Consider the following 18,821-nt stretch of genomic DNA (forward strand, 5'->3'; position numbering starts at 1 on the left):
CCCGCCACTGTGTCGGATCAGTGGCCCGCCACTGTGTCGGATTCGTCGACCTCGACCGGCTCCCTGGCGCCCGGCAGAAATGCGTACGCGACGCAGACGACGCCGAACAACACGTATCCGAGCGCGACCGCCGGGCTGGCGGCCCATGACACCTCGGGTGCGTGTATGAGCCCGATGAACGACAGCACCGCTCCGACCGCCGAGGCGATGGCGGCGTAGCGGAACTTCTTCTCGAGGATGAACGTCACCATGGTGCCGAGGATCAGGCCGACGAGCACCGCGCCTTCGCCCAGGGTCTTGAGTCCTTCGTAGACGACGCCCGCGCCGTTGAGCGCGTCCATACCTACCTCGGCCGCCGAGGTACCGGCCGCGTTCAACGCATTGTCGATGAGGCCGTGGGCCCATTGCGCGAGGTTCGGCAGAATCGCGGCGACCACGGCTATGGCGTGCAGCCGAGGTACCGCCTGAAACGCCTGCGCCCCGATGAGCAGACCGATGTAGAGCAGAATCGGCACGATCGCGGGGACCGGCAGCAGTGCGTCGAGGACACCGAACAGGCCGACGAAGCAGAGCACACCGATCACGATGCCGCTGGCCAGTGAGTAGCCGGCCCGGCCGCCTGCGTCCTTCCATCCTGGGTGTCCGATGTAGACCGCTGGCGGGAACGGTGAGCCGAACGCCGATCCGACGACTGCGCCGGCGCCGTCGGCCAGTAGCACGCTGCGCAGGTTGTAGTTGTCGCCCGCGGCCGCAGCGCTTTCCACGTTGCTCATCGCTTCGGTGAAGTTGTAGACGCCCAACGGGATTGCGGTCCCGAGGAGCGGCGCGAGGTCGGCGAGGCCGTTGAACAGCATGTCGACTCGCAGGTCCGGTATGCCGATCGCGATATCGGAAACCGCCTGCCCGACGTCCGGTGCTGACATGTAGCCGCCGGCCCATCCGATCGCCGTTCCCACCAACAGCGCGACCAGTCCCACCGGGATGTTGCCGGGCAACTTCACGTCGGTGAAGAAGCCGATCAGGATGATGGCGAGCACCGGAAGACCGATCCACGCCACCTCCCACATCTGCGCGGCGGGCCGCATCGAGATGAACGTGATCGAGATGCCGGCCAGCGTGCCGAGCATCGCGGCCCGGGGCGTCAGTTTGCGGATGTAGGGGCCGACGAACGCACCGATCATCACGATCACACCGATCAGGAAGGCCCACGCCAACCCGGCCTGCCAGGCCTGTAGCGGGTCGTCGGTGTTCAGGTACACCGGCAGCATCACGACGAAGATCACGATGAACATGTGCGGCACACTGGGCCCGTAGGGGAGCGCGGTGACGTCGGTTCTGTTCTCCCGCCGGGCAAGTCGGCGCGCGAGGAACGTGTAGTACAGGTTTCCCAGGATCAGCGCGACGCCCAGCGCCGGCAGAACGGTGCCCAGCACGTCGCCTGCCGGTACAGCGATCACCCCGATCATCAGCGCGGTCAGGGTCAGGACATTGACCAGGATGTTGAATCCGAGTCCGAAGAATGCGTTGAGGTCGCCACGGGTCCACCACGGGATCGACGACTTCTGGGGCGGATCGACCGATGGGTCGGCAAGGGGGTTGGTTACGTCGGTGCTCATGTCGGATCCCTTCAGGCGGCCGTGGCGGTCAGTGTTTGCAATGCCGGAACAATCGCGGCGGTGTCGGCAACCCAGCCGAAGATGCCGCCCTGGGCCTTGATCATTTCCAGGCCGACTCGCTGAAATTCGGGGAAATACGAACCCACACAATCGGATACGACGAGACACTCGTAGCCGCGGTCGTTGGCCTCTCGGGTGGTGGTGTGCACGCAGACCTCGGTGGTGACCCCGGTGATCAGCAACTGCGTGATACCCGCTCCCGCGAGCGCGTCCTGCAAGTCGGTGGCGTAGAACGCACCCTTACCCGGCTTGTCGATGACAAGCTCACCGTCGATGGGGGCGAGCTCGTCGACGATGTCGTGGCCGTATTCGCCGCGAATAAGGATGCGCCCGTACGTGCCCGGGTCGCCGATCCGCTTGGACGGCGCTCCGCGGTTCAATTTGGCCGGCGGACAATCCGACAGATCCGGGCGGTGCCCCTCGCGGGTGTGGATCACCATGATCCCCGCCGACCGGGCCGCCGCGATCAACGTCGCCAGTGGTGGTACGACCTTCTGCAACTGGCCGACATCGTTGCCGAGACTTTCCCCAAAACCGCCGGGCAACAGAAAGTCCCGTTGCATGTCTATGACGATCAGCGCCGTCTTACCGGCGATGAGCGCGAACGGCGACGGTTCCGCGGTGACCTCTACGGGCTGGCTCATACGTGCTCCTCGGCGGCGACGGGATCGATGGATGTGGAGTACGACGGTGCACGCGGTTCGTCGAGCAGCCTCGCCGCGAGTTGGAGAACCGTGTCGTCGGTCTGGGCGGCGCCGAGCAGCATTGCGCTGTAGGGACGGCCGTCCGGTGTGGTCCCCAACGGAATCGCGACACCGAGCAGATCGAGCAGATTCCCGAAATGGGTGTAGTGGCCCAGCATCGTGTTGCAGTCGATGGGCGCCTCGAGCACCTCATCGACGGTGAACGTCGTACCGACCGTCGGCAGGACCAGCACGTCCATCGACTGCCACAACCGCGCCACCGAGGCTTTGAGATCGGCCAGCCGCTGCAGCGCCGCGAATGTCTCGACCGCCGTGTACTTCCGCCCGCCCTGCAGGATCGACCGCACCACCGGGAGGATGGAATCCGGTTGCGCAGCAAGGAAATCACCGAACTCCACCAGACGTTCGGCGACCCACGGACCTTGATACAGCAGAGAGCCGGCCGCCAAAAACGGCTCCAGTGGAACATCGACGACGGTGCAGGTGCGAGACATCTGCGCCCGGAACGACATGTGCGCATCGCGCATGACCGTGTCGCCGAAGAATTCCAGATCTTCGGCTGCTGGCAATCCGACGCGGATCGGCGCACCGCGGTAGCCCGGGCCCCGGTCTCGCGACCAGGCATCGCGGTTGTCGCGTCCGGCCACCACGTCGAAAACGCGGTCGATGTCGTCGATCGATCCCGCCATCAGGCTGATGCAGTCCAGCGACTTGCAAGCCGGGACAAGGCCGACCGTGCTGATCAGACCGCGCGACGGTTTGAACCCGACGACGCCGTTGAGCGCGGCCGGGACTCGTCCGGATCCCGCGGTGTCGGTGGCGACCGCGAACGGCACCTGTCCCAACGCAACGGCCAGCGCCGAGCCCGAACTCGACCCGCCGGAGATCAAATCGCCGCCGTACACACTGCGCGGAATCGTGTACGGGGTGCGGGTGCCGTTCAGTCCGGTCGCGAACTGGTCGAGGTTGGTTTGCCGACATAGAGCGCGCCTGCGTCGAGCAGCCGCTGCACCACCGGTGCCGTTGCCGTCGCGACGTAGGCGTAGTCGGGGCACGCCAACGTGGTCGCGACTCCCTCGACGTCGATGCTGTCCTTGACCCCGAAGGGCACCCCGTAGAGAGGCAAAGTCCTTGCGCCGGGACGCTTTTCGATCTCCTCGGCAGCGGCGAGCAGCTGTTCGCGCGGCACGGTGGATAACCAGGTGCCGTCGTCACCGCGCGCGGCGATGGCGTCGGCGACCCGGGCGGCGGTCTTGGTCGGGCAACCGGTCCCGGATGCGTGCGATGCGAGGATCTCGGCGACCGAAGGTCCGATGGACGGGCCGTGCACGACGTCAGCCATGACTGTCGATTGTCGACAGAATCGTGGCGATCTCGGGTCAGCCGTGTGTCGTTTGTGTTAGCGCTGCAGTCGCGCGCCGAGATAGTCGAATTGTCCGTGCTCGCGCAGTGCGGTGATGACGACCGATTGGTCGTTGGTCGCGAGTGCGGTCACGATGGCCCGATGCCGGTCGAGACCGTCTCGTGCGTCGCGGTGGTGCGCCTCAGCCCGCATGTTGATCGCCATCGGCAACTGCAGTTTGAGCAAGACCGGCTCGAGTGCGATGTCGAGTTGCCGATTGCACGCAAGCCCGACGACCGCGGCATGGAACGCACGATGCGCGTCGTCGCGATCCAACTCGTCGGTCGCGGTGCGCATGGCGTCCAACGCAGCGCGTACGGGCCGCAGGGCCTCTTCGGGATCCGCGAGCGGCAGCGCCGTTTCGATGGCGTGGCATTCCAGTACGTGACGCAGGGCGAACAACTGCAGGATGTCCGTGGGCGACCATTCCGCCACCCGCGAGCCCCGGCGCGGGAAGTGTTCCACCAGACCTTGTTGGGCGAGCAACCGCAACGCCTCTCGCAGTGGCGCCCTGCTGATTCCGAGGTCGGCGCAGAGTTGCTCCTCGACGACCTTCTCTCCGGGCGCCAGGGCCCCGCTGAGGATGGCGTCGCGCAGCCGGTGTTCGGCTAGTTCCACGAGCGTGGCAGGCAGCGCGCCGCGCGCGTTGTCGACCCGTGGCGCAGCCATGGCGGTCAATCGTAGGAACTTCTCGCCGGGTTCGCTTCGTTGTGGGCAGGTGCCGACCCTCGCCGCGACCCTGCCTAGCGTCCCTGAACAGGCCGAACGACTGATCGAATTCGGAGTTCACCGGATCGCGGGTTTGCCCGCCGATCGAGTGCGGGCCGCGGCCCGTGACGCCGTCGGGTCTGGATCGATCCTGGCCGTTCATCACGACCTCGTGCCTGCGTCGAGGCTGACACCCCTGCTGCGCCGGGCGGGCAAGCCGGGTTTCGTGGTCAGCGACATGACCGATGTCGACGATTTCGCCCCGATCCCGGCGGCCGAGGTGCCGGACGCACCGCTGTATCTGGTCTTCGACCTCGATCGCGGTGACGACATGGCCAACTGGAGTCCAGACGAGGCGCTGCCCGGGATCGTCGATGCTGGACGGACGCCGCTGACGCTCACCGAGGGCGTGCACTGGCTGCTGCACCAGCCGGATGCGCTGGAGCGAGGGCACTGCTTCATGACGATCGGGTCCCGGCTCACCAAGCCGTCGGGCGCCGTGGACGCCAGGACCCCTGCGCTGTGGATCAGTAACGGCACGGGCCGCGACGGCAAGGCGAACCGCGACGCCCCCAAGGTCGGCTGGTGCTGGGCGGGCAATCGGCACAGCTGGCTGGGCTTCGGATCGGCGGGCGGCAGGGTCACTGTCGACGGCTGACGTCCGACCGGACGCCGTGCGCGGCGTCGACGAACGGCAGCACCGAACCGAGCCAGGCCGCCGGCTCGGACGAGAATACGACGTGTCCCGTCGGGAACGCTTCGAACGTCGACCCGGGAATGGCCTCGGCGACTTTCCTGCCCCAACGCATCGGGGCGGTCGGATCCTTGGCGCCCCACGTGATCAGTACCGGTGCGGCTATCTTGGCGGCACGCACCCGCAGGTCGTGCCCGGGCTCGACGAAGCTCTTCCACAGTGCCGCAGCTGTTTTCGCGCCATCGACGGTTTTCGCCCGGTCGACGACACGGCGGGTGACGGCCTTGTCCGTCGGGGTCTTCGGTCGCATGTATGCGCGGACGAAGACCGGAAACACGGCTTTGACGACGGCTGTGCGCGCCATCGCCGCGCACAGCGTGCGGGTGGCGACGCTGTGCGGCGTGAAGCCCCCGGTGTTGACGAGGACCACACCCGAAACCCGTTCTCCGCGCTGGAGCGCGAGCCGGCATGCGGCGTATCCGCCGACGGAGTTCCCGACGACAACGAGATTGTCCAGCTCGAGACGGTCGGCGAATTCGACCAGCAGATCGCCGAGTTGAACGGCGCGCAAGGGCGCCGGGGGCAGGGGAGACTCGCCGTGACCCGGCCAATCGAGGGTGAGCACACGGCGGCCCCGGCCGAGGTCTGCGCGTACGGTGTCGAAGTCGGTGTGATCGTGAAGCGCCGCGTGTAACAGCAGGATCGGTGGACCCGAACCCTCGTCGGTGTAGGAGACGGTTCCCAGTGACGTGTGCAGAGTGGGCATCGATCGGGGCCTTTCATTGACCGGTCGGTCGGTCAACTACACTAGGCCGGAGTCGACGTCCTGGCAAGGGAGGGCAGCGTGGAAACGGCCAACAAGCGGGTGGCAGCGGCCCAGCAGACACGTGCGAACCTGATCGAGACGGGGTTGGTGCTCGCCGAGGACCTCGGGCTCGAGGGGCTCAGCGTCAACGCCGTGGTGGCCGCAGCGGGCGTGTCGAAAGGCACGTTCTTCCACCACTTTCCGGATCGGGTGTCCTATCTGGTCGCACTGCACCGCCGCTTCCACGACGTGCTCTTCGAGGAGGTGGCGGCCGTCATCGCCGATCTGAAGCCGGGTCGAGACCGCCTGGCTGCCGCCGCGAACACCTACCTCGATGCCTGTCTTCGCGATCGCGGCGTGAAGGCGCTGCTGCTGGAGGCCCGCGGCCATCTCCCGATCGCCGACGAGGTGACGCGGCGCAACCGGATGAATGTCGACGTCGTGGCCGCCGATTTCGCCGCGCTCGGCAGTGCCCACCCTCGGGAGGCGGCGCGACTGTGGGTTGCCGCGACGGCGGAGTGCGCGTTGATCGAACTCGAGCGGGGCCGCCGTGTCGCCGCCGCCCGCGCGGCGCTCGATGATCTCGTCGGGTGAAGCGCCATCCCTCGCCGGGTGACTCGACAACCTTCACTAGAACGTGTTCTAGTGCACGGGTGGTGCAGTACACCGACATCGGCGACGTGTCCTCGGCGGAGGTCGAACGCATGCGCGCCGTATACGAGCCCCTTGCCGCTGCGGTCCGCGAGCTCATCGACGCGACGATCCGTACCGAGGTCGACGCCGACACCGTGGGCGAGGTGACGGCCGAGATCGGCGCGGCGACGGCGCGGCTGCGGTCCCGACAGTGCGACGGTCCGTTCGGCGTGCGCTCCACCACCGGCGGCGATCGCTTGGCATGGGGAAATCCGGTGATCGGGATCCGCAATCCGATCGCGCCGCCGCTGACGATCCAGCGCGACGACGATGGCGGCGTGTTCACCGACTTTCACCTGGGGGCCGCGTACGAAGGGCCGCCCGGACATGTGCACGGTGGAGTCTCCGCGCTCGTCCTCGACCATGTGCTCGGTGAGGTGGCGGCCAACGAGGAAACGCCACGCTTCACCGGCACCATCACGCTGCGCTATCTGCGGCCCACCCGGCTCGGCGAGCTACACGCCGAGGCGAGGATCACCCGGACCGACGGGTTCAAGGCCTATGCCGCGGGCCACCTCGCCGACGAGGAAGGCATCACCGTAGAGGCGGAAGGCATCTTCATCCAGCCGAAGTGGGCTCGCGGCTAGGCGCGATGCCGACGAGGCTGCGTGTGATGGCCGCGATTTCGGAGACCAGTACCCGCGCCGCCCCGTTGTCACCTGGCAGCAGCGCCGCCTGCGCGCGCACCTGCGCGTCCGCCGCCGTCAGCGCGGCGACGTCGACGGTCCATGGCAGTGCGGGATTCGGCGGTGCGCCCCGCAGCGCTTCGACGTAATCGTCGACCGCAGCGATGAAATCGGGAGTCAGCTTGTCGGGCGACTGCATCGGCAGGCTGCGCTCGAGCGACGTGCACGCGCTGGTGACCGCGTTGAGCGCGGTGCGATAGGAGCGCAGCCACCGACGTAGATCCCGCGAATCCATCCGCGCGGCGCCGGACGCGGCTTCGAACGCGGCCCGCGCCCGGAACGCGCGCTGCCAGGCGGCCGACATGGCGTCGGCAGGGTGATCGAGTTCATGGACGAATGCCTTGACCACCGTTGCCGCATAATCGATTTCGGTCTTGAGTAATTCGCCGGCGCGTTGCTGTAGCCGCGTCAGCGCATCATCGGGTAGCACCACATGCGCCATGACCGCCAGCCCGCCGCCGATCACGACGGAGAACAGCCGGTCTTCCACTGTTGCGCCGGCCGCGGCGGCGTCGATATTCATCAGGAACACCGCGGCGGTCGCCACCCCCGCGCTCGCCGCGATGTAGCCGAATCGCACCACCCAGAAGGTGACGGCGAGAAACCCCACGGTCAGCACCGCGGCGGCCGCACCTGTCGGCTGCCAGATCGTGGTGATCACCGACGCGAGAATGATGCCACCGGCGATACCCGCGACCCGGCCGACGCAGCGGGTGTAGGTGTGCGCCGTCTCGGGCCGTAGAACGAACAGGACGGTGAGCGCGATCCAGTGACCGTGCTCGATCGGGGCGAACCGGTCGGCGGCGGTGGCCAGCGCCAGGGCCGCCGACAACCGCACGGCATGTCGCAGGATCGGCGACGCCCAGGTCAGGTGCCCGCGGACCTCGGTGAGCGCGGTCCGCAACGGGCTGATCACCACGGGTTGAAGGAGGTCGGGAAACCGGAACTCGGCCGCTTGCTGTAGTTGCTTCGAGAACCGCTGCGCGGCTACCGCTTCCGGCCCCTTCATGGCCGACACCACGGTGTCGACGCGGACCAGGGCGTGCTCGGCTTCGCGTCGTGCGTTGTGCTTGTTCTCGGCGATGGCGTCGAGCGCCACCGCGGCATCGTTCAGCATGTGCGACACACGTTCGCGCTCATCGCCGTCGGCTCCGCGCAGCGCCACCAGCGTTGCCATCAACCGCTCGGGTAGGCGATGGCCGCCGTGGTAAGCCTCGGGCCGCCTGGTGGCCTGGGTGTCGGCGAACGCGTCGCGAAGCCCGGTCAGTTGAGCCGCCTCCGGGGGTTCGTCGTCATCGGCGGTGATGCGTCGCGCCTCGTCGGCCAGGGACCGGTACGCCAATGCCAACGCGTCGCTCTGCGTGCGCCAACGTTGGGGAGGCCAGACGGCGATGAGCGCCGCCTGCACGCAGCCCGTCGCGATCGTCAGTATCGTGGGCAGCGCGACCGACGTCACCGACGGCGCAATCGGAGGCGCGATCACCAGCAGCGCACTGCCCGCGGCGGCGACGAGCCCCGCATTGCCCCCGAGCGCCCACTGCATGCCGGCCGCCAGGCACCACACCGCGACGACGACGATGAACACGATGGTGTACGCCGATGTCAACGCTCCGACGAGGACGGCGCCGGCCATCTGCAAGGCCACGATGATGACGAGTTGCACACGTCCGCCGGGGCTGTCCTGCAGTGCGATCGCGCCACAGACCACCCCGGCGGCGGCTGTCCAAACCCCGGCGGCACCGCCGCCGATGGCCAGCGCGAAGATCGCCATAGCCAGGACACCGAGCAGGCTGCGAACGACCGCGCCGAGGTCCGGCGTGGGCGGCTTCAACACCTCGAAGACCCGGCTGGCGGTGGTCATCCACCCATTCTGACGCCACCGAAGCCGCTCGACGGCCGAACTCGGTGCGAGTCGCGCGACAAGGCCGCCGCGTCGTTTTCGGGATGGACGATCGGTCTCGGTGAGCCCGGCGCCAAACAGCTTGTGGCACATGGCAAGAACCCACAATGGTTTACGTATCCGTCAACAGCTGAGTCCGTTTTCGATTTGGCTGTATAAGTTCAATTTGCCCGATAGAGTCGGCGCTGGGTTTATAGAGCAGCCGGAGGTGCCGATGCCCAACAATGCTGTCGTGTTCGACGGCGTTGCTGGACCTTGCCCTGCGCACCGCATTCCGCCCCCCGTTCAGATTCGCCGATCAGCAATGAGTGCCGGCATGTCCGGCCGACGAAGGGACCCTTGATGAGTACTGCAGCAGAACGGGCGGCTCAACTCGAACTGACGTCCCGACTCAAATCGGCGTACCCGGAACTTCCCGATGCGCCGACCCCGGACATGCTCGACCACGGCCGGATCACCGCGTATCTCAAGCCCGTCCACGACGTCGGCGGCGAGCCGGACGCGCCGATGAAGTACGAAAACAAGCAGTACGAGCTCTGGGAACACATGACGTACGTCATCTGCGAGGTGCTGGGCTGGCGCGGTATCTGGCTGTCGGAGGAGAGACGGCGCATCGGCAACGTCGACGTCGGGCGCGCGGAATATCTGGGCCTGCCCTACTACGGCCGCTGGTTGCTCGCTGTCGCTCGCGTTCTGGTGGAGAAGCACCACATCGGGCTGACCGAGTTGAGCGAGCGGATGGCCGAGGTCCAACAGCGCTACGCGGGCGGGCTCGAGGGCAAGACGCTGGAGGCCAAACCGAAGTCCGAGGGCGACGGATCGCACGTCAAGCGCAACCAGCACGCCGAAGAGGCGAACGGGAAGGGCGATCCGCAGTGCTATTCCGGTCAGGCCGGGACGCCCAGGTTCAAGGTCGGTGATCCGGTCGTGGTGCGCGAACTCCCGGTGATCTTCTACACCCGCACCCCTGAATACGTGCGCGGTGCGACCGGCGAAATCGAGGCCGTCGCTTACGAGAGCCCGGCCGCCGAGGACGAAACCTGGGATCGTCCCGCAAAGCCGGAGTGGTTTTACGTCGTGAAGTTCAACATGGCCGACCTCTGGTACGGCTACACCGGAACCGACAACGACGTCATATCCACCGAGATTCCCGAACACTGGCTCGACGCCGCCAAATAGACTCTGACAGAAGGGATTCGATTTGTCTGACCACGACCACGACCACGACCACGATCACGACCGGACCGTCGCGCCGATGGTCGACGAGATCACGGACTTCGAGGTTCTGGAGATCGCCCTGCGCGAACTGTGCATCGAGAAGGGCATCTTCACGGCCGAGGAGCACCGCTTGATGACCGAGTTCGCCGAGCAGATCGGCCCGACTCCGGCTGCGCGTCTGGTCGCCAGGGCGTGGCTTGACCCGAAGTTCAAGGAGCTCGCTCTCGCGGAGCCGATGACGGCGAGCAAGGAGGTCGGCGTCGATTGGTTGCACCCCACCGGATGGGGGACACCGAGCGACTTCACCGCGTTCCAGATCCTCGCGGACACCCCCACGGTGCACAACGTGATCGTGTGCGCGTTGTGCTCCTGCTACCCGAGACCGATCCTCGGCAACTCACCCGAGTGGTACCGCACACCGAATTACCGTCGGCGCCTTGTCCGCTGGCCGCGGCAGGTGCTCGCCGAGTTCGGGCTTTATCTGCCCGACGAGGTGACGGTCCATGTGCAGGACTCCAACCAGAAGCACCGATTCATGGTGATGCCCCTGCAGCCCGAGGGCACCGAGGACTGGACCGAGGATCAGCTCGTCGAGATAATCACCCGGGACTGCCTGATCGGGGTGGCGCTGCCGAAGGCGGGGGTCACGACCAACATGATCGTCGACACCCGTCCCGCGATTCATCCGGGCAACGCCGGATGAACGCCGCCGACGGTCCCGCGTCCATCGAGTCCTCCCGCATCGCGCCACTGGAGGAAATCGTCGAGCGCGATCAGGTCTGGTCCCGAATGGCCGCCAAGTGGGGCGTCGAAAATCCTGTGCCACCGTGGAAGTCGAGCTTGGACGGGATGTGCGACGCTTTGGACAGGGCCTCGTGTGACGAGAACATCCCTGATTTCAAGCAGCGCCGCGACGAGGAGGACGAGCTATCGGCGACGCTGTACTCCAACCTGCCTTATCCCGAGAACCAGCTGATGTCGCTGGCGCATTCTCTGGTGAGCCGAGGCGTCATCGACGAGGCCGAACTCGAGCAGCGGCTGGCGAGCATCCGGGCGAGGCTGGAAGCCTGACCACGTCCTCGCGGTAGGTTCGACCGGTGGAAAAGGTGATCATCGCGCTCCGGCGCGCGGATGCGGATGACGCATGGTGCACGAGGATGCGGACCGACGTCGCGGCGGACCTGCTCGAGCTCGGATTGCCTGGGCTGGCCGTCAATGTGCGCGACGGTGTCGTGCGCAACTCACTCATGACGTTGACGACCCTCGAGCCGCCGGTCGTCGGGTTCGTCACCCTGTGGGCGCATCAGTCGTACGCCGAGCCGGTGATCGCGGCGTTGTCCCGGCTGGCATCCGAGGCGGACGAGGTTGCCGCTTACCTCGTCACCGAATCGGTGCCGTTGCCGCCGCCCGCCACCGCCGAAGGAGCGCGCACGGACGGCTTCGCGAACATCGCGCTACTGCGCAGGCCCGAGGACTTGGACGAGGCGACCTGGCTGCGGCGCTGGCACATCGACCACACACCGGTGGCCATCGAAACGCAGTCCACGTTCGGCTACACCCAGAACGCGGTGGTGCGCGCCTTGACTCCGGACGCCCCGCCGATCGACGCGATCGTCGAAGAGCTCTTCCCCGAAGCGGCTGTCACCGATCTGCACGCGTTCTTCGGCGCTCCCGGCGACGCCGAGCTGAGCCGCCGGATGGACCGAATGGTGGCCAGTACCTCGGCATTCGGGGCGAACCGCAACGTCGACACCGTGCCGACGAGCCGCTACGTTTACCGAACGCCGTTCGTCACCGACAACCGGATCGGGTGAGGTCAGATGCCCACACTGGAGGAAGCCTTCGCCCTTGCGGCCGACGACAGCGGCCTCGCTGTGGTCGCGACCGTGCGCGCCGACGCCACGGTCCAGGCGTCACTGGTCAACGTCGGTGTGCTGACCCATCCCGCGACGGGGCAGCCGGCCCTGGGCTTCGTCACCTACGGAAAAGTGAAACTGGCGAACCTGCGCGCACGTCCACAACTGGCGGTCACGTTCCGAAAGGGATGGCAGTGGGCCACCGTCGAAGGCACAGCGGAGTTGGCGGGTCCCGACGACCCTCAGCCGTGGCTGGCCGATTCCGAGCAGCTTCGTCTGCTGTTGCGTGAGGTGTTCACCGCCGCCGGTGGCACACACGACGATTGGGACGAATACGACCGGGTGATGGCCGAGCAGCGCCGCACGGTCGTCCTTATCGCACCCGCCCGGGTGTACAGCAACGGCTAGCGCATACGCTGCTGGCGTGATTCTCGAGATTGTCGACGACCAGCGGGTGCGGACCCTGACGCTCAATCGGCCCGACGTCCTCAACGCGTTCAACGAGGAGCTGTACTTCGCCACCGCGACCGCGCTGAACGAGGCCGCCGCCGATCCGGAAGTCGCCGTGGTGTTGCTGACGGGCGCCGGGCGGGCGTTCAGCGCCGGCAACGACCTCAACGAAATGCAGAGGCGCATCACCGATCCCGAGTTCAACGAGAAGGGCAGCCACTTCTCGACGATGATCGAGGCGCTCGCCGACTTCCCCAAACCGTTGATCATTGCGGTCAACGGAGTGGGGGTGGGCATCGGCGCGACGATCCTCGGTTACGCGGATCTGGCGTTCATGTCCTCAGCCGCACGCCTGAAGACCCCCTTCACCAGCCTCGGCGTGGCGCCGGAAGCGGCGTCGTCGTACCTGTTGCCACGGTTGATGGGCAGGCAGAACGCCGCATGGCTGCTGCTGTCCTCGGAATGGGTCGGTGCCGAGGAGGCGCGGGCGATGGGGCTGGTCTGGAAGGTCTGCGAGTCCGACGATCTGTTACCAGAGGCACGCCGTCATGCCGAAATCCTTGCCTCCCGGCCGATTTCGAGTCTCATGGCCGTCAAGCAGACGATCATCGCGCCGACCCGCGAGGGCATCGCCGCGGCGACGGAAAGAGAGAACGGGCACTTCGCGGTCCTGATGGGCGCGGCCGCCAATGCCGCCGCCTTGGCGGATTTCACCGGCAAGGGTCAGTAGGCGCCTGCCGAAACCCGTCAGGGTCGTTCACAGCTGAAATCTCTTCTGTCACTTTGGTTTCTGTTGTCCCAGCCTGGGTTGGGTTGTCGGTGGTCGAATGTATGTTCGAGTCATGTTGGCGACCCCGGTGCAGGTGGCGATGGCCGCGCTGCGGTCCGCCCACAAGTCGCTGGCCGGCTGCGACCTGGACATGCTCACCCACCGCGAACTGCTCGACGTCCTCGACGAGCTGGAGATGTTGTCGTGCCAACTGCCCGCGCAGTGGCATCGTGCGCTGGCCCGGCTACAGACCGAAACGACGCCCAAGGAGTTGGGCGCCAAGAACTGGAAAGACGTGCTGCGGATCCGGTGGCGGATCTCAGCGACCGAGGCCAACCGCCGCCTGGCCGAAGCCGAAGTACTCGGGCCGCGACGGGCGTTGACCGGTCAACCGTTGGCGCCGGTGCTCGCGGCGACCGCCGCCGCCCAAGCCGCCGGGCAGATCACCGGTGAACATGTGGACAAGATCCGCGACGCCATGGGACGCCTTCCCGGGTTCGTGGATGCCGCCACGCGTGAGGAGATCGAACAGGACTTGGTGCGTATCGCGGTCGGTGTCGGACCCTACGAGCTGGGCAGGGCCGCCACCACGATGCTGTTCCTCTTGGATCAGGACGGCCCGGAACCCGAGGACACCGAACGACAGCGCAAACGCGGTCTCATTTGTGGCCCGCAGGGCCGTGACGGCATGGTCTCCATCAAAGGCGACCTGACGCCGGAAGCGTGGGCAGTGCTCGAACCCATCTTCGCCAAATGGGGCGCACCGGGCATGTGCAACCCCGACGACGACACCCCGTGCATCAGCGGCACCCCCTCACAGGAGCAGATCGATACCGATCACCGCACCCTGGCCCAACGCCAACACGACGCCCTGCTCGCCCTGGGCCGCAACGCGTTGGAATCCGGCGAGTTGGGTCAGCACAACGGGCTACCGACCTCGATCATCATCCGCACCACCCTCCAAGACCTCGAGTCCCGCGCCGGGGTGGGCACCACCGGCGGCGGCAGCCTCATGCCGATCACAGATGTGATCCGCCTGGCCGCCCACGCCCACCACTGGCTGGCGGTGTTCGACAAATCCACCGGACAAGCCCTGGACCTGTTCCGCGCGCGACGCACCGCGTCGGCGGCGCAGCGGATCATGTTGATCGCCCGTGACGGGGGCTGCACCAAACCGTGCTGCGCGGTGCCGGCCTACGGCGCCCAGGTGCATCACGCACTGCAGGATTGGGCCGACGGCGGCCACACCAACGTCAACGAGATGACCCTGGCCTGTGGGCCGGATAACCGCCTCGTCGACAAGGACAACGGCTGGACCACCACCATCAACGACCACGGCGACGCCGAATGGCACCCACCACCAGGCCTCGACACCGGCCAAACCCGCATCAACTACCACCACCGCCCCGAACTACTCCTGAAACCACCAGACAAAGACGACGGGAACAACGAACGCGGACCCTAAGGTTCTACCGGCTCAGCGTTCTTTTCGCACAGCCGTTCTTCGACGGGCAGCCGGCGACATCGTGATGGGTGGCGATGATGGCGCGCAATGTACGGCGGCATCGGCCGCAGTCGCCTCCGGCGCCGCAGGCTTCGGTGATCTGCTTGGAAGTGCAGGCGCCGTTGGCGACGAGCTGGTCGACGTCGTGGCTCGTCACTCCCATGCACAGGCATACGAACATCGGCGGCTCAGCTCTGCTCGTCGATGCTCATGAGGTGGGCGAATCTGCCCACGAACTGGGTGGGGTAGGGCCCGAGGCCCGCATTCGACATCCATTCGGCGGCCGCATCCGGATGATCGATCCATTGCCGAGCCGCGGTCTCGTCCTCGATTTCCTGCAGGATCATCACTTCCTGTCCGTCGTCGAGCGCGCGATAAACCCAGATCTTGCGTACTCCGCCGCGTTTGAAGCGGTCGAGTCCGTCGTGCACCTTGACCATCAGTGCAGAGACGTCTTCGACCGAGGACATGACGCCGACGACGACCCGGCCGACACGTTCGTCGGCTGACGGCGGGTACAGATCGATCTTTTCGACGACCTCGCCACCGAAGATCGGTGGAATGTCGTCGGCACCCGAAATGTTGAACCACTCGAAAATTTCGGGTGACCGCAGTACATCCCGCATCGAACGGACGTGCCGAATACCAATGGTCACCAATACTCGGTTCTGTTCCCATATGGATGTGTAGAGAACGACATGGTGTGCTCCGATAGCGGCGAGTCCGTCGGAATGCTTCTTCAGCCACGTCCACATGCGATCGACGTCATCGACGCGGAAATCGCATGCGAGAATGAGTGAGTGCAGATCGAAATCACTCATTCCCATTCCCTATCCATAGGCTAGGCTTGCAAGCGTTAGCGCAGTCTAACCTTACTTAGCCTAGGCAGTCCAGAGTAGGTACCTGATCTGCGCCCCGTCGGTGTCCCGATCGTTCGCGATCACCCCGAAAACACGCCCAGGGCAACGATAAAGATGCGCCAATACACATTTCCTGCACTAGATTGGGTATGGCACCACCCACAGCGACAACTGCCAGCCCTCAAGTTGCCTAGGAGCGATGATGCAAGGGGATCCCGACGTTCTGAAATTGCTCAACGAGCAACTGACGAGCGAATTGACCGCCATTAACCAGTATTTCTTGCATTCGAAGATGCAGGCGAATTGGGGATTCACCGAGCTTGCTGAATATACGCGCAAAGAGTCGTTCGAAGAAATGCAGCACGCCGAGTCGATCACCGACCGAATTCTGCTTCTTGACGGCCTGCCGAACTATCAGCGACTGTTTTCGCTGCGAATTGGTCAGACATTGCGTGAACAATTCGAGGCCGACCTGGCCATCGAATACGAGGTGATAGGGCGGCTGAGGCCGGGCATCATCATGTGCCGCGAGAAGGAGGACGCCACCTCGGCGAACCTCTTGGAGGGCATCCTGGCCAACGAAGAGGAGCACATCGACTACCTCGAAACCCAGCTCCAGTTGATGGATAAGCTCGGCGTCGAGCTGTACTCGGCCCAGTGCGTATCCCGGCCGCCAACCAGCGCATAGCCAACGGCACATTCGTCGCCAGTCCCCAACTTCATGGGGCCCATCGTGACGCCTGATCTTCCGTGGGCGGCGTAACTTTCATAGCCTGTCTAACGATAGGTCTGATGGGTACGCCACCGAAGGAAGGCAGGTATGACGAGCACGCGAACGGACGCGGCTGCCGCAGATTGTGAATCTCCCAGCGCGCTGATCAGCGCTGGGCGCCGCAACATCATCTTTGTTGCGGTGCTGCTCGGCATGTTGATGGCGGCCCTGGATCAGACCATCGTGGCCACCGCGCTGCCGACCGTCGTCGCTGACCTCGGGGGAGCGGGCCACCAGTCCTGGGTGGTGACCAGTTACCTATTGGCCTCCACGATCGCCACCGCGATCGTCGGAAAGCTCGGCGATCTGTTCGGCCGCAAGGCCGTCTTCCAGGTGGCGGTCCTGTTCTTCCTCGCCGGATCCGTCCTCTGTGGGCTCGCGGGCTCGATGACGATGCTGGTCGCATCGCGCACACTGCAGGGCATCGGTGGTGGCGCGATGATGGTCACGGCGATGGCTGTCATCGGCGAAGTCATCCCGTTGCGCGAACGAGGTCGCTATCAGGGCGCGCTCGGTGCCGTGTTCGGAGTCACCACCGTCATCGGCCCGCTACTCGGCGGGTTCTTCACCGATCACCTCAGCTGGCGATGGGCGTTCTGGATCAATGTGCCGATCGCGCTTCTCGTGATCGTGGTCGGAACCCTGGCCATCCCGTCGTTGGCCAAGGCCGGCAGGGCGGTCATCGACTACGCGGGCATTCTGTTCATCGGTGTGGCCGCGTCCGGCCTGACGCTGGCCACCAGCTGGGGCGGCAGCACCTACGCCTGGTCGTCTCCGATGATCATCAGCCTCTTCGTCGGTTCCGCACTCGCACTGGCAATCTTCGTCTGGGTGGAATCCCATGTCGCAGAGCCGATTCTGCCGATCCGTCTGTTCGCCAGCCCGGTGTTCACGGTGTGCTGCATCCTCGGCTTCATCGTCGGATTCGCGATGCTGGGTGCACTGACATTCCTGCCCACGTTCATGCAATTCGTCAACGGCGTCTCGGCGACCGAGTCGGGTATGCGCACCTTGCCGATGGTGGCGGGGATGCTGATCATGTCCATCGGAAGCGGGCAGATCATCGGCCGCACCGGCCGGTACAAGGTGTTCCCCGTCGTGGGCACCGCCACCATGGCGGTGGGGTTCGCGCTGCTGTCACAGATGGGGGCTGCCACACCGCTGTGGCAGCAGTCGGTGTCGCTGTTCATCCTCGGCGCAGGTATCGGTCTGTGTATGCAGGTTCTGATTCTCGTCGTCCAGAACACCTCCAGCTTTGCCGACCTCGGTGTGGCAACGTCCGGGGTCACGTTCTTCCGGACGATCGGAAGCTCTTTCGGCGCAGCGATCTTCGGCTCGCTGTTCGCCAACTTCCTTGCCGGCAAGATCCCGGCTGCGCTGGTGGCCAGCGGGGCGCCCGCCAGGGCTGCGGATTCCCCGCAGGCACTGCACGCGCTGTCGCCGGAGATGGCCGCACCGATCGTCGACGCATATGCGGACTCGCTCGGCACTGTGTTCCTCTGCGGGGTACCCGTCGCAGTTGTCGGCTTCGTGGTTTCGCTCTTCCTCAAAGAGGTGCGACTGCGCGAAATCGAAACCGTATCGGCGAGCGACCTCGGTGAGGGTTTCGGGATGCCGAGCACCGAGTCGCCCGAGAAGATCCTCGAAGTGGCCATCGGGCGGATCTTCCGCGACTCGCCCGAGATTCGGCTACGCAGTCTCGCCCAACTCCCCGGGTGCAATCTCGACGTCACCCAGATGTGGGCACTGCTCCAGATCTATCGGCAGAACCAGGTGTTCGGTACGGCCACGCTGACCGACATCGCCGAACGTCTGCGGGTGCCCCACGAGGTCATCGAGCCCACCTTCGACGGGCTGATCCGCGACGGACTGGTGCTGGGAGGCGGCGGCAGGCTGTGGCTGACCCAGGCCGGAATGAAGCAGGTCGACGCGATATCCGGGCTCATCGTCGGACGCATCGTCGACAAATTGGCCACGTCATCCTCGTTCGAAGGACGGCCCGACGGTGATCAGGTCGAGGCGGCGCTCGAACGAATCGCGCATCGTATGCTCGTGCAGCGGAACTGGACTGAGGACCGCGGCGAACTGGACGCAGCCCGCAGCCGCGCAAGCTAGGTTGCGCGT

General features: G+C 65.8%; 19 protein-coding genes and 1 pseudogene. 12 read left to right on the forward strand and 8 right to left on the reverse strand.

The window, feature by feature from the left end; genetic code table 11:
* Positions 1-17: 17 nt before the first annotated feature.
* The 4 genes and pseudogenes from M1248_RS14345 to M1248_RS14360 form a co-directional block, all read right to left on the reverse strand.
* The gene (locus M1248_RS14345) at positions 18-1,616 is read right to left on the reverse strand and encodes a regulator (protein WP_317148763.1); all 1,599 of its coding nucleotides are present in this window, start codon (positions 1,614-1,616) and stop codon (positions 18-20) included.
* Positions 1,617-1,627: 11 nt separating this feature from the next.
* Positions 1,628-2,320, reverse strand: coding sequence for a cysteine hydrolase family protein (locus M1248_RS14350; protein ID WP_163728397.1), 693 nt, complete (start codon positions 2,318-2,320; stop codon positions 1,628-1,630).
* Positions 2,317-3,722: pseudogene (locus M1248_RS14355) on the reverse strand (allophanate hydrolase). The gene M1248_RS14350 and the pseudogene M1248_RS14355 overlap by 4 nt, the downstream one beginning before the upstream one ends.
* A gap of 57 nt (positions 3,723-3,779) precedes the next feature.
* Positions 3,780-4,451, reverse strand: a complete 672-nt coding sequence (locus M1248_RS14360; protein WP_163728391.1) for a GntR family transcriptional regulator — start codon at positions 4,449-4,451, stop codon at positions 3,780-3,782.
* Between M1248_RS14360 and M1248_RS14365 the strand changes: the two genes are divergently transcribed.
* On the forward strand, positions 4,450-5,148 hold the full coding sequence (locus M1248_RS14365) for a DUF5701 family protein (protein WP_317148764.1): 699 nt from the start codon (positions 4,450-4,452) through the stop codon (positions 5,146-5,148). The genes M1248_RS14360 and M1248_RS14365 overlap by 2 nt on opposite strands.
* On the opposite strand, the gene M1248_RS14370 is transcribed toward M1248_RS14365, so the two are convergent.
* Positions 5,132-5,950, reverse strand: coding sequence for an alpha/beta hydrolase (locus tag M1248_RS14370; protein WP_317148765.1), 819 nt, complete (start codon positions 5,948-5,950; stop codon positions 5,132-5,134). The genes M1248_RS14365 and M1248_RS14370 overlap by 17 nt on opposite strands.
* Before the next feature lie 78 nt (positions 5,951-6,028).
* Between M1248_RS14370 and M1248_RS14375 the strand changes: the two genes are divergently transcribed.
* Positions 6,029-6,583 (forward strand): TetR/AcrR family transcriptional regulator, encoded by a 555-nt coding sequence (locus tag M1248_RS14375; protein ID WP_163728383.1) that lies wholly within the window; start codon positions 6,029-6,031, stop codon positions 6,581-6,583.
* Positions 6,584-6,642: 59 nt separating this feature from the next.
* The gene (locus M1248_RS14380; protein ID WP_317148766.1) at positions 6,643-7,269 is read left to right on the forward strand and encodes a PaaI family thioesterase; all 627 of its coding nucleotides are present in this window, start codon (positions 6,643-6,645) and stop codon (positions 7,267-7,269) included.
* Here M1248_RS14380 and M1248_RS14385 read toward each other — a convergent pair.
* A complete protein-coding gene (locus M1248_RS14385) occupies positions 7,241-9,229 on the reverse strand; it encodes an FUSC family protein (RefSeq protein ID WP_317148767.1) in 1,989 nt (662 codons plus the stop codon). The genes M1248_RS14380 and M1248_RS14385 overlap by 29 nt on opposite strands.
* A gap of 381 nt (positions 9,230-9,610) precedes the next feature.
* Here M1248_RS14385 and M1248_RS14390 point away from each other — a divergent pair, with 381 nt between their 5' ends.
* The 7 genes from M1248_RS14390 (at position 9,611) to M1248_RS14420 (ending at position 15,026) form a co-directional block, all read left to right on the forward strand.
* On the forward strand, positions 9,611-10,447 hold the full coding sequence (locus tag M1248_RS14390; protein ID WP_163728373.1) for an SH3-like domain-containing protein: 837 nt from the start codon (positions 9,611-9,613) through the stop codon (positions 10,445-10,447).
* A gap of 76 nt (positions 10,448-10,523) precedes the next feature.
* Complete coding sequence (scnC, locus tag M1248_RS14395; RefSeq protein WP_163737175.1) at positions 10,524-11,189, forward strand: thiocyanate hydrolase subunit gamma; 666 nt, start codon at positions 10,524-10,526, stop codon at positions 11,187-11,189.
* Positions 11,186-11,557, forward strand: a complete 372-nt coding sequence (locus tag M1248_RS14400; protein ID WP_163728368.1) for a thiocyanate hydrolase — start codon at positions 11,186-11,188, stop codon at positions 11,555-11,557. Before scnC ends, M1248_RS14400 begins: the two co-directional genes overlap by 4 nt.
* Positions 11,558-11,583: 26 nt before the next feature.
* Positions 11,584-12,300 (forward strand): EthD domain-containing protein, encoded by a 717-nt coding sequence (locus M1248_RS14405; RefSeq protein ID WP_317148768.1) that lies wholly within the window; start codon positions 11,584-11,586, stop codon positions 12,298-12,300.
* A gap of 6 nt (positions 12,301-12,306) precedes the next feature.
* A complete protein-coding gene (locus tag M1248_RS14410) occupies positions 12,307-12,750 on the forward strand; it encodes a TIGR03618 family F420-dependent PPOX class oxidoreductase (protein ID WP_317148769.1) in 444 nt (147 codons plus the stop codon).
* Positions 12,751-12,766: 16 nt separating this feature from the next.
* Positions 12,767-13,522 carry an enoyl-CoA hydratase/isomerase family protein gene (locus M1248_RS14415; protein WP_163728361.1) on the forward strand — a complete coding sequence of 252 codons (756 nt, stop codon included), beginning with the start codon at positions 12,767-12,769 and terminating at the stop codon, positions 13,520-13,522.
* Positions 13,523-13,619: 97 nt separating this feature from the next.
* Positions 13,620-15,026, forward strand: a complete 1,407-nt coding sequence (locus M1248_RS14420) for an HNH endonuclease signature motif containing protein (protein ID WP_317148770.1) — start codon at positions 13,620-13,622, stop codon at positions 15,024-15,026.
* Between the two features lie 4 nt (positions 15,027-15,030).
* Here M1248_RS14420 and M1248_RS14425 read toward each other — a convergent pair whose 3' ends face one another.
* Both M1248_RS14425 and M1248_RS14430 read right to left on the reverse strand, forming a co-directional pair.
* Positions 15,031-15,246 carry a bacterioferritin-associated ferredoxin gene (locus tag M1248_RS14425; RefSeq protein ID WP_163685172.1) on the reverse strand — a complete coding sequence of 72 codons (216 nt, stop codon included), beginning with the start codon at positions 15,244-15,246 and terminating at the stop codon, positions 15,031-15,033.
* A 7-nt stretch (positions 15,247-15,253) separates the two neighbouring features.
* Positions 15,254-15,886 (reverse strand): fatty-acid--CoA ligase, encoded by a 633-nt coding sequence (locus M1248_RS14430; RefSeq protein ID WP_317148771.1) that lies wholly within the window; start codon positions 15,884-15,886, stop codon positions 15,254-15,256.
* 241 nt (positions 15,887-16,127) lie between these two features.
* Between M1248_RS14430 and bfr the strand changes: the two genes are divergently transcribed.
* Complete coding sequence (gene bfr / locus M1248_RS14435) at positions 16,128-16,613, forward strand: bacterioferritin (protein WP_163728355.1); 486 nt, start codon at positions 16,128-16,130, stop codon at positions 16,611-16,613.
* A gap of 132 nt (positions 16,614-16,745) precedes the next feature.
* A complete protein-coding gene (locus M1248_RS14440) occupies positions 16,746-18,812 on the forward strand; it encodes an MDR family MFS transporter (RefSeq protein ID WP_317148772.1) in 2,067 nt (688 codons plus the stop codon).
* Positions 18,813-18,821: the final 9 nt, after the last annotated feature.

The sequence above is a fragment of the Mycobacterium sp. 29Ha genome, from assembly GCF_032883055.1.
GTDB lineage: Bacteria > Actinomycetota > Actinomycetes > Mycobacteriales > Mycobacteriaceae > Mycobacterium > Mycobacterium gallinarum.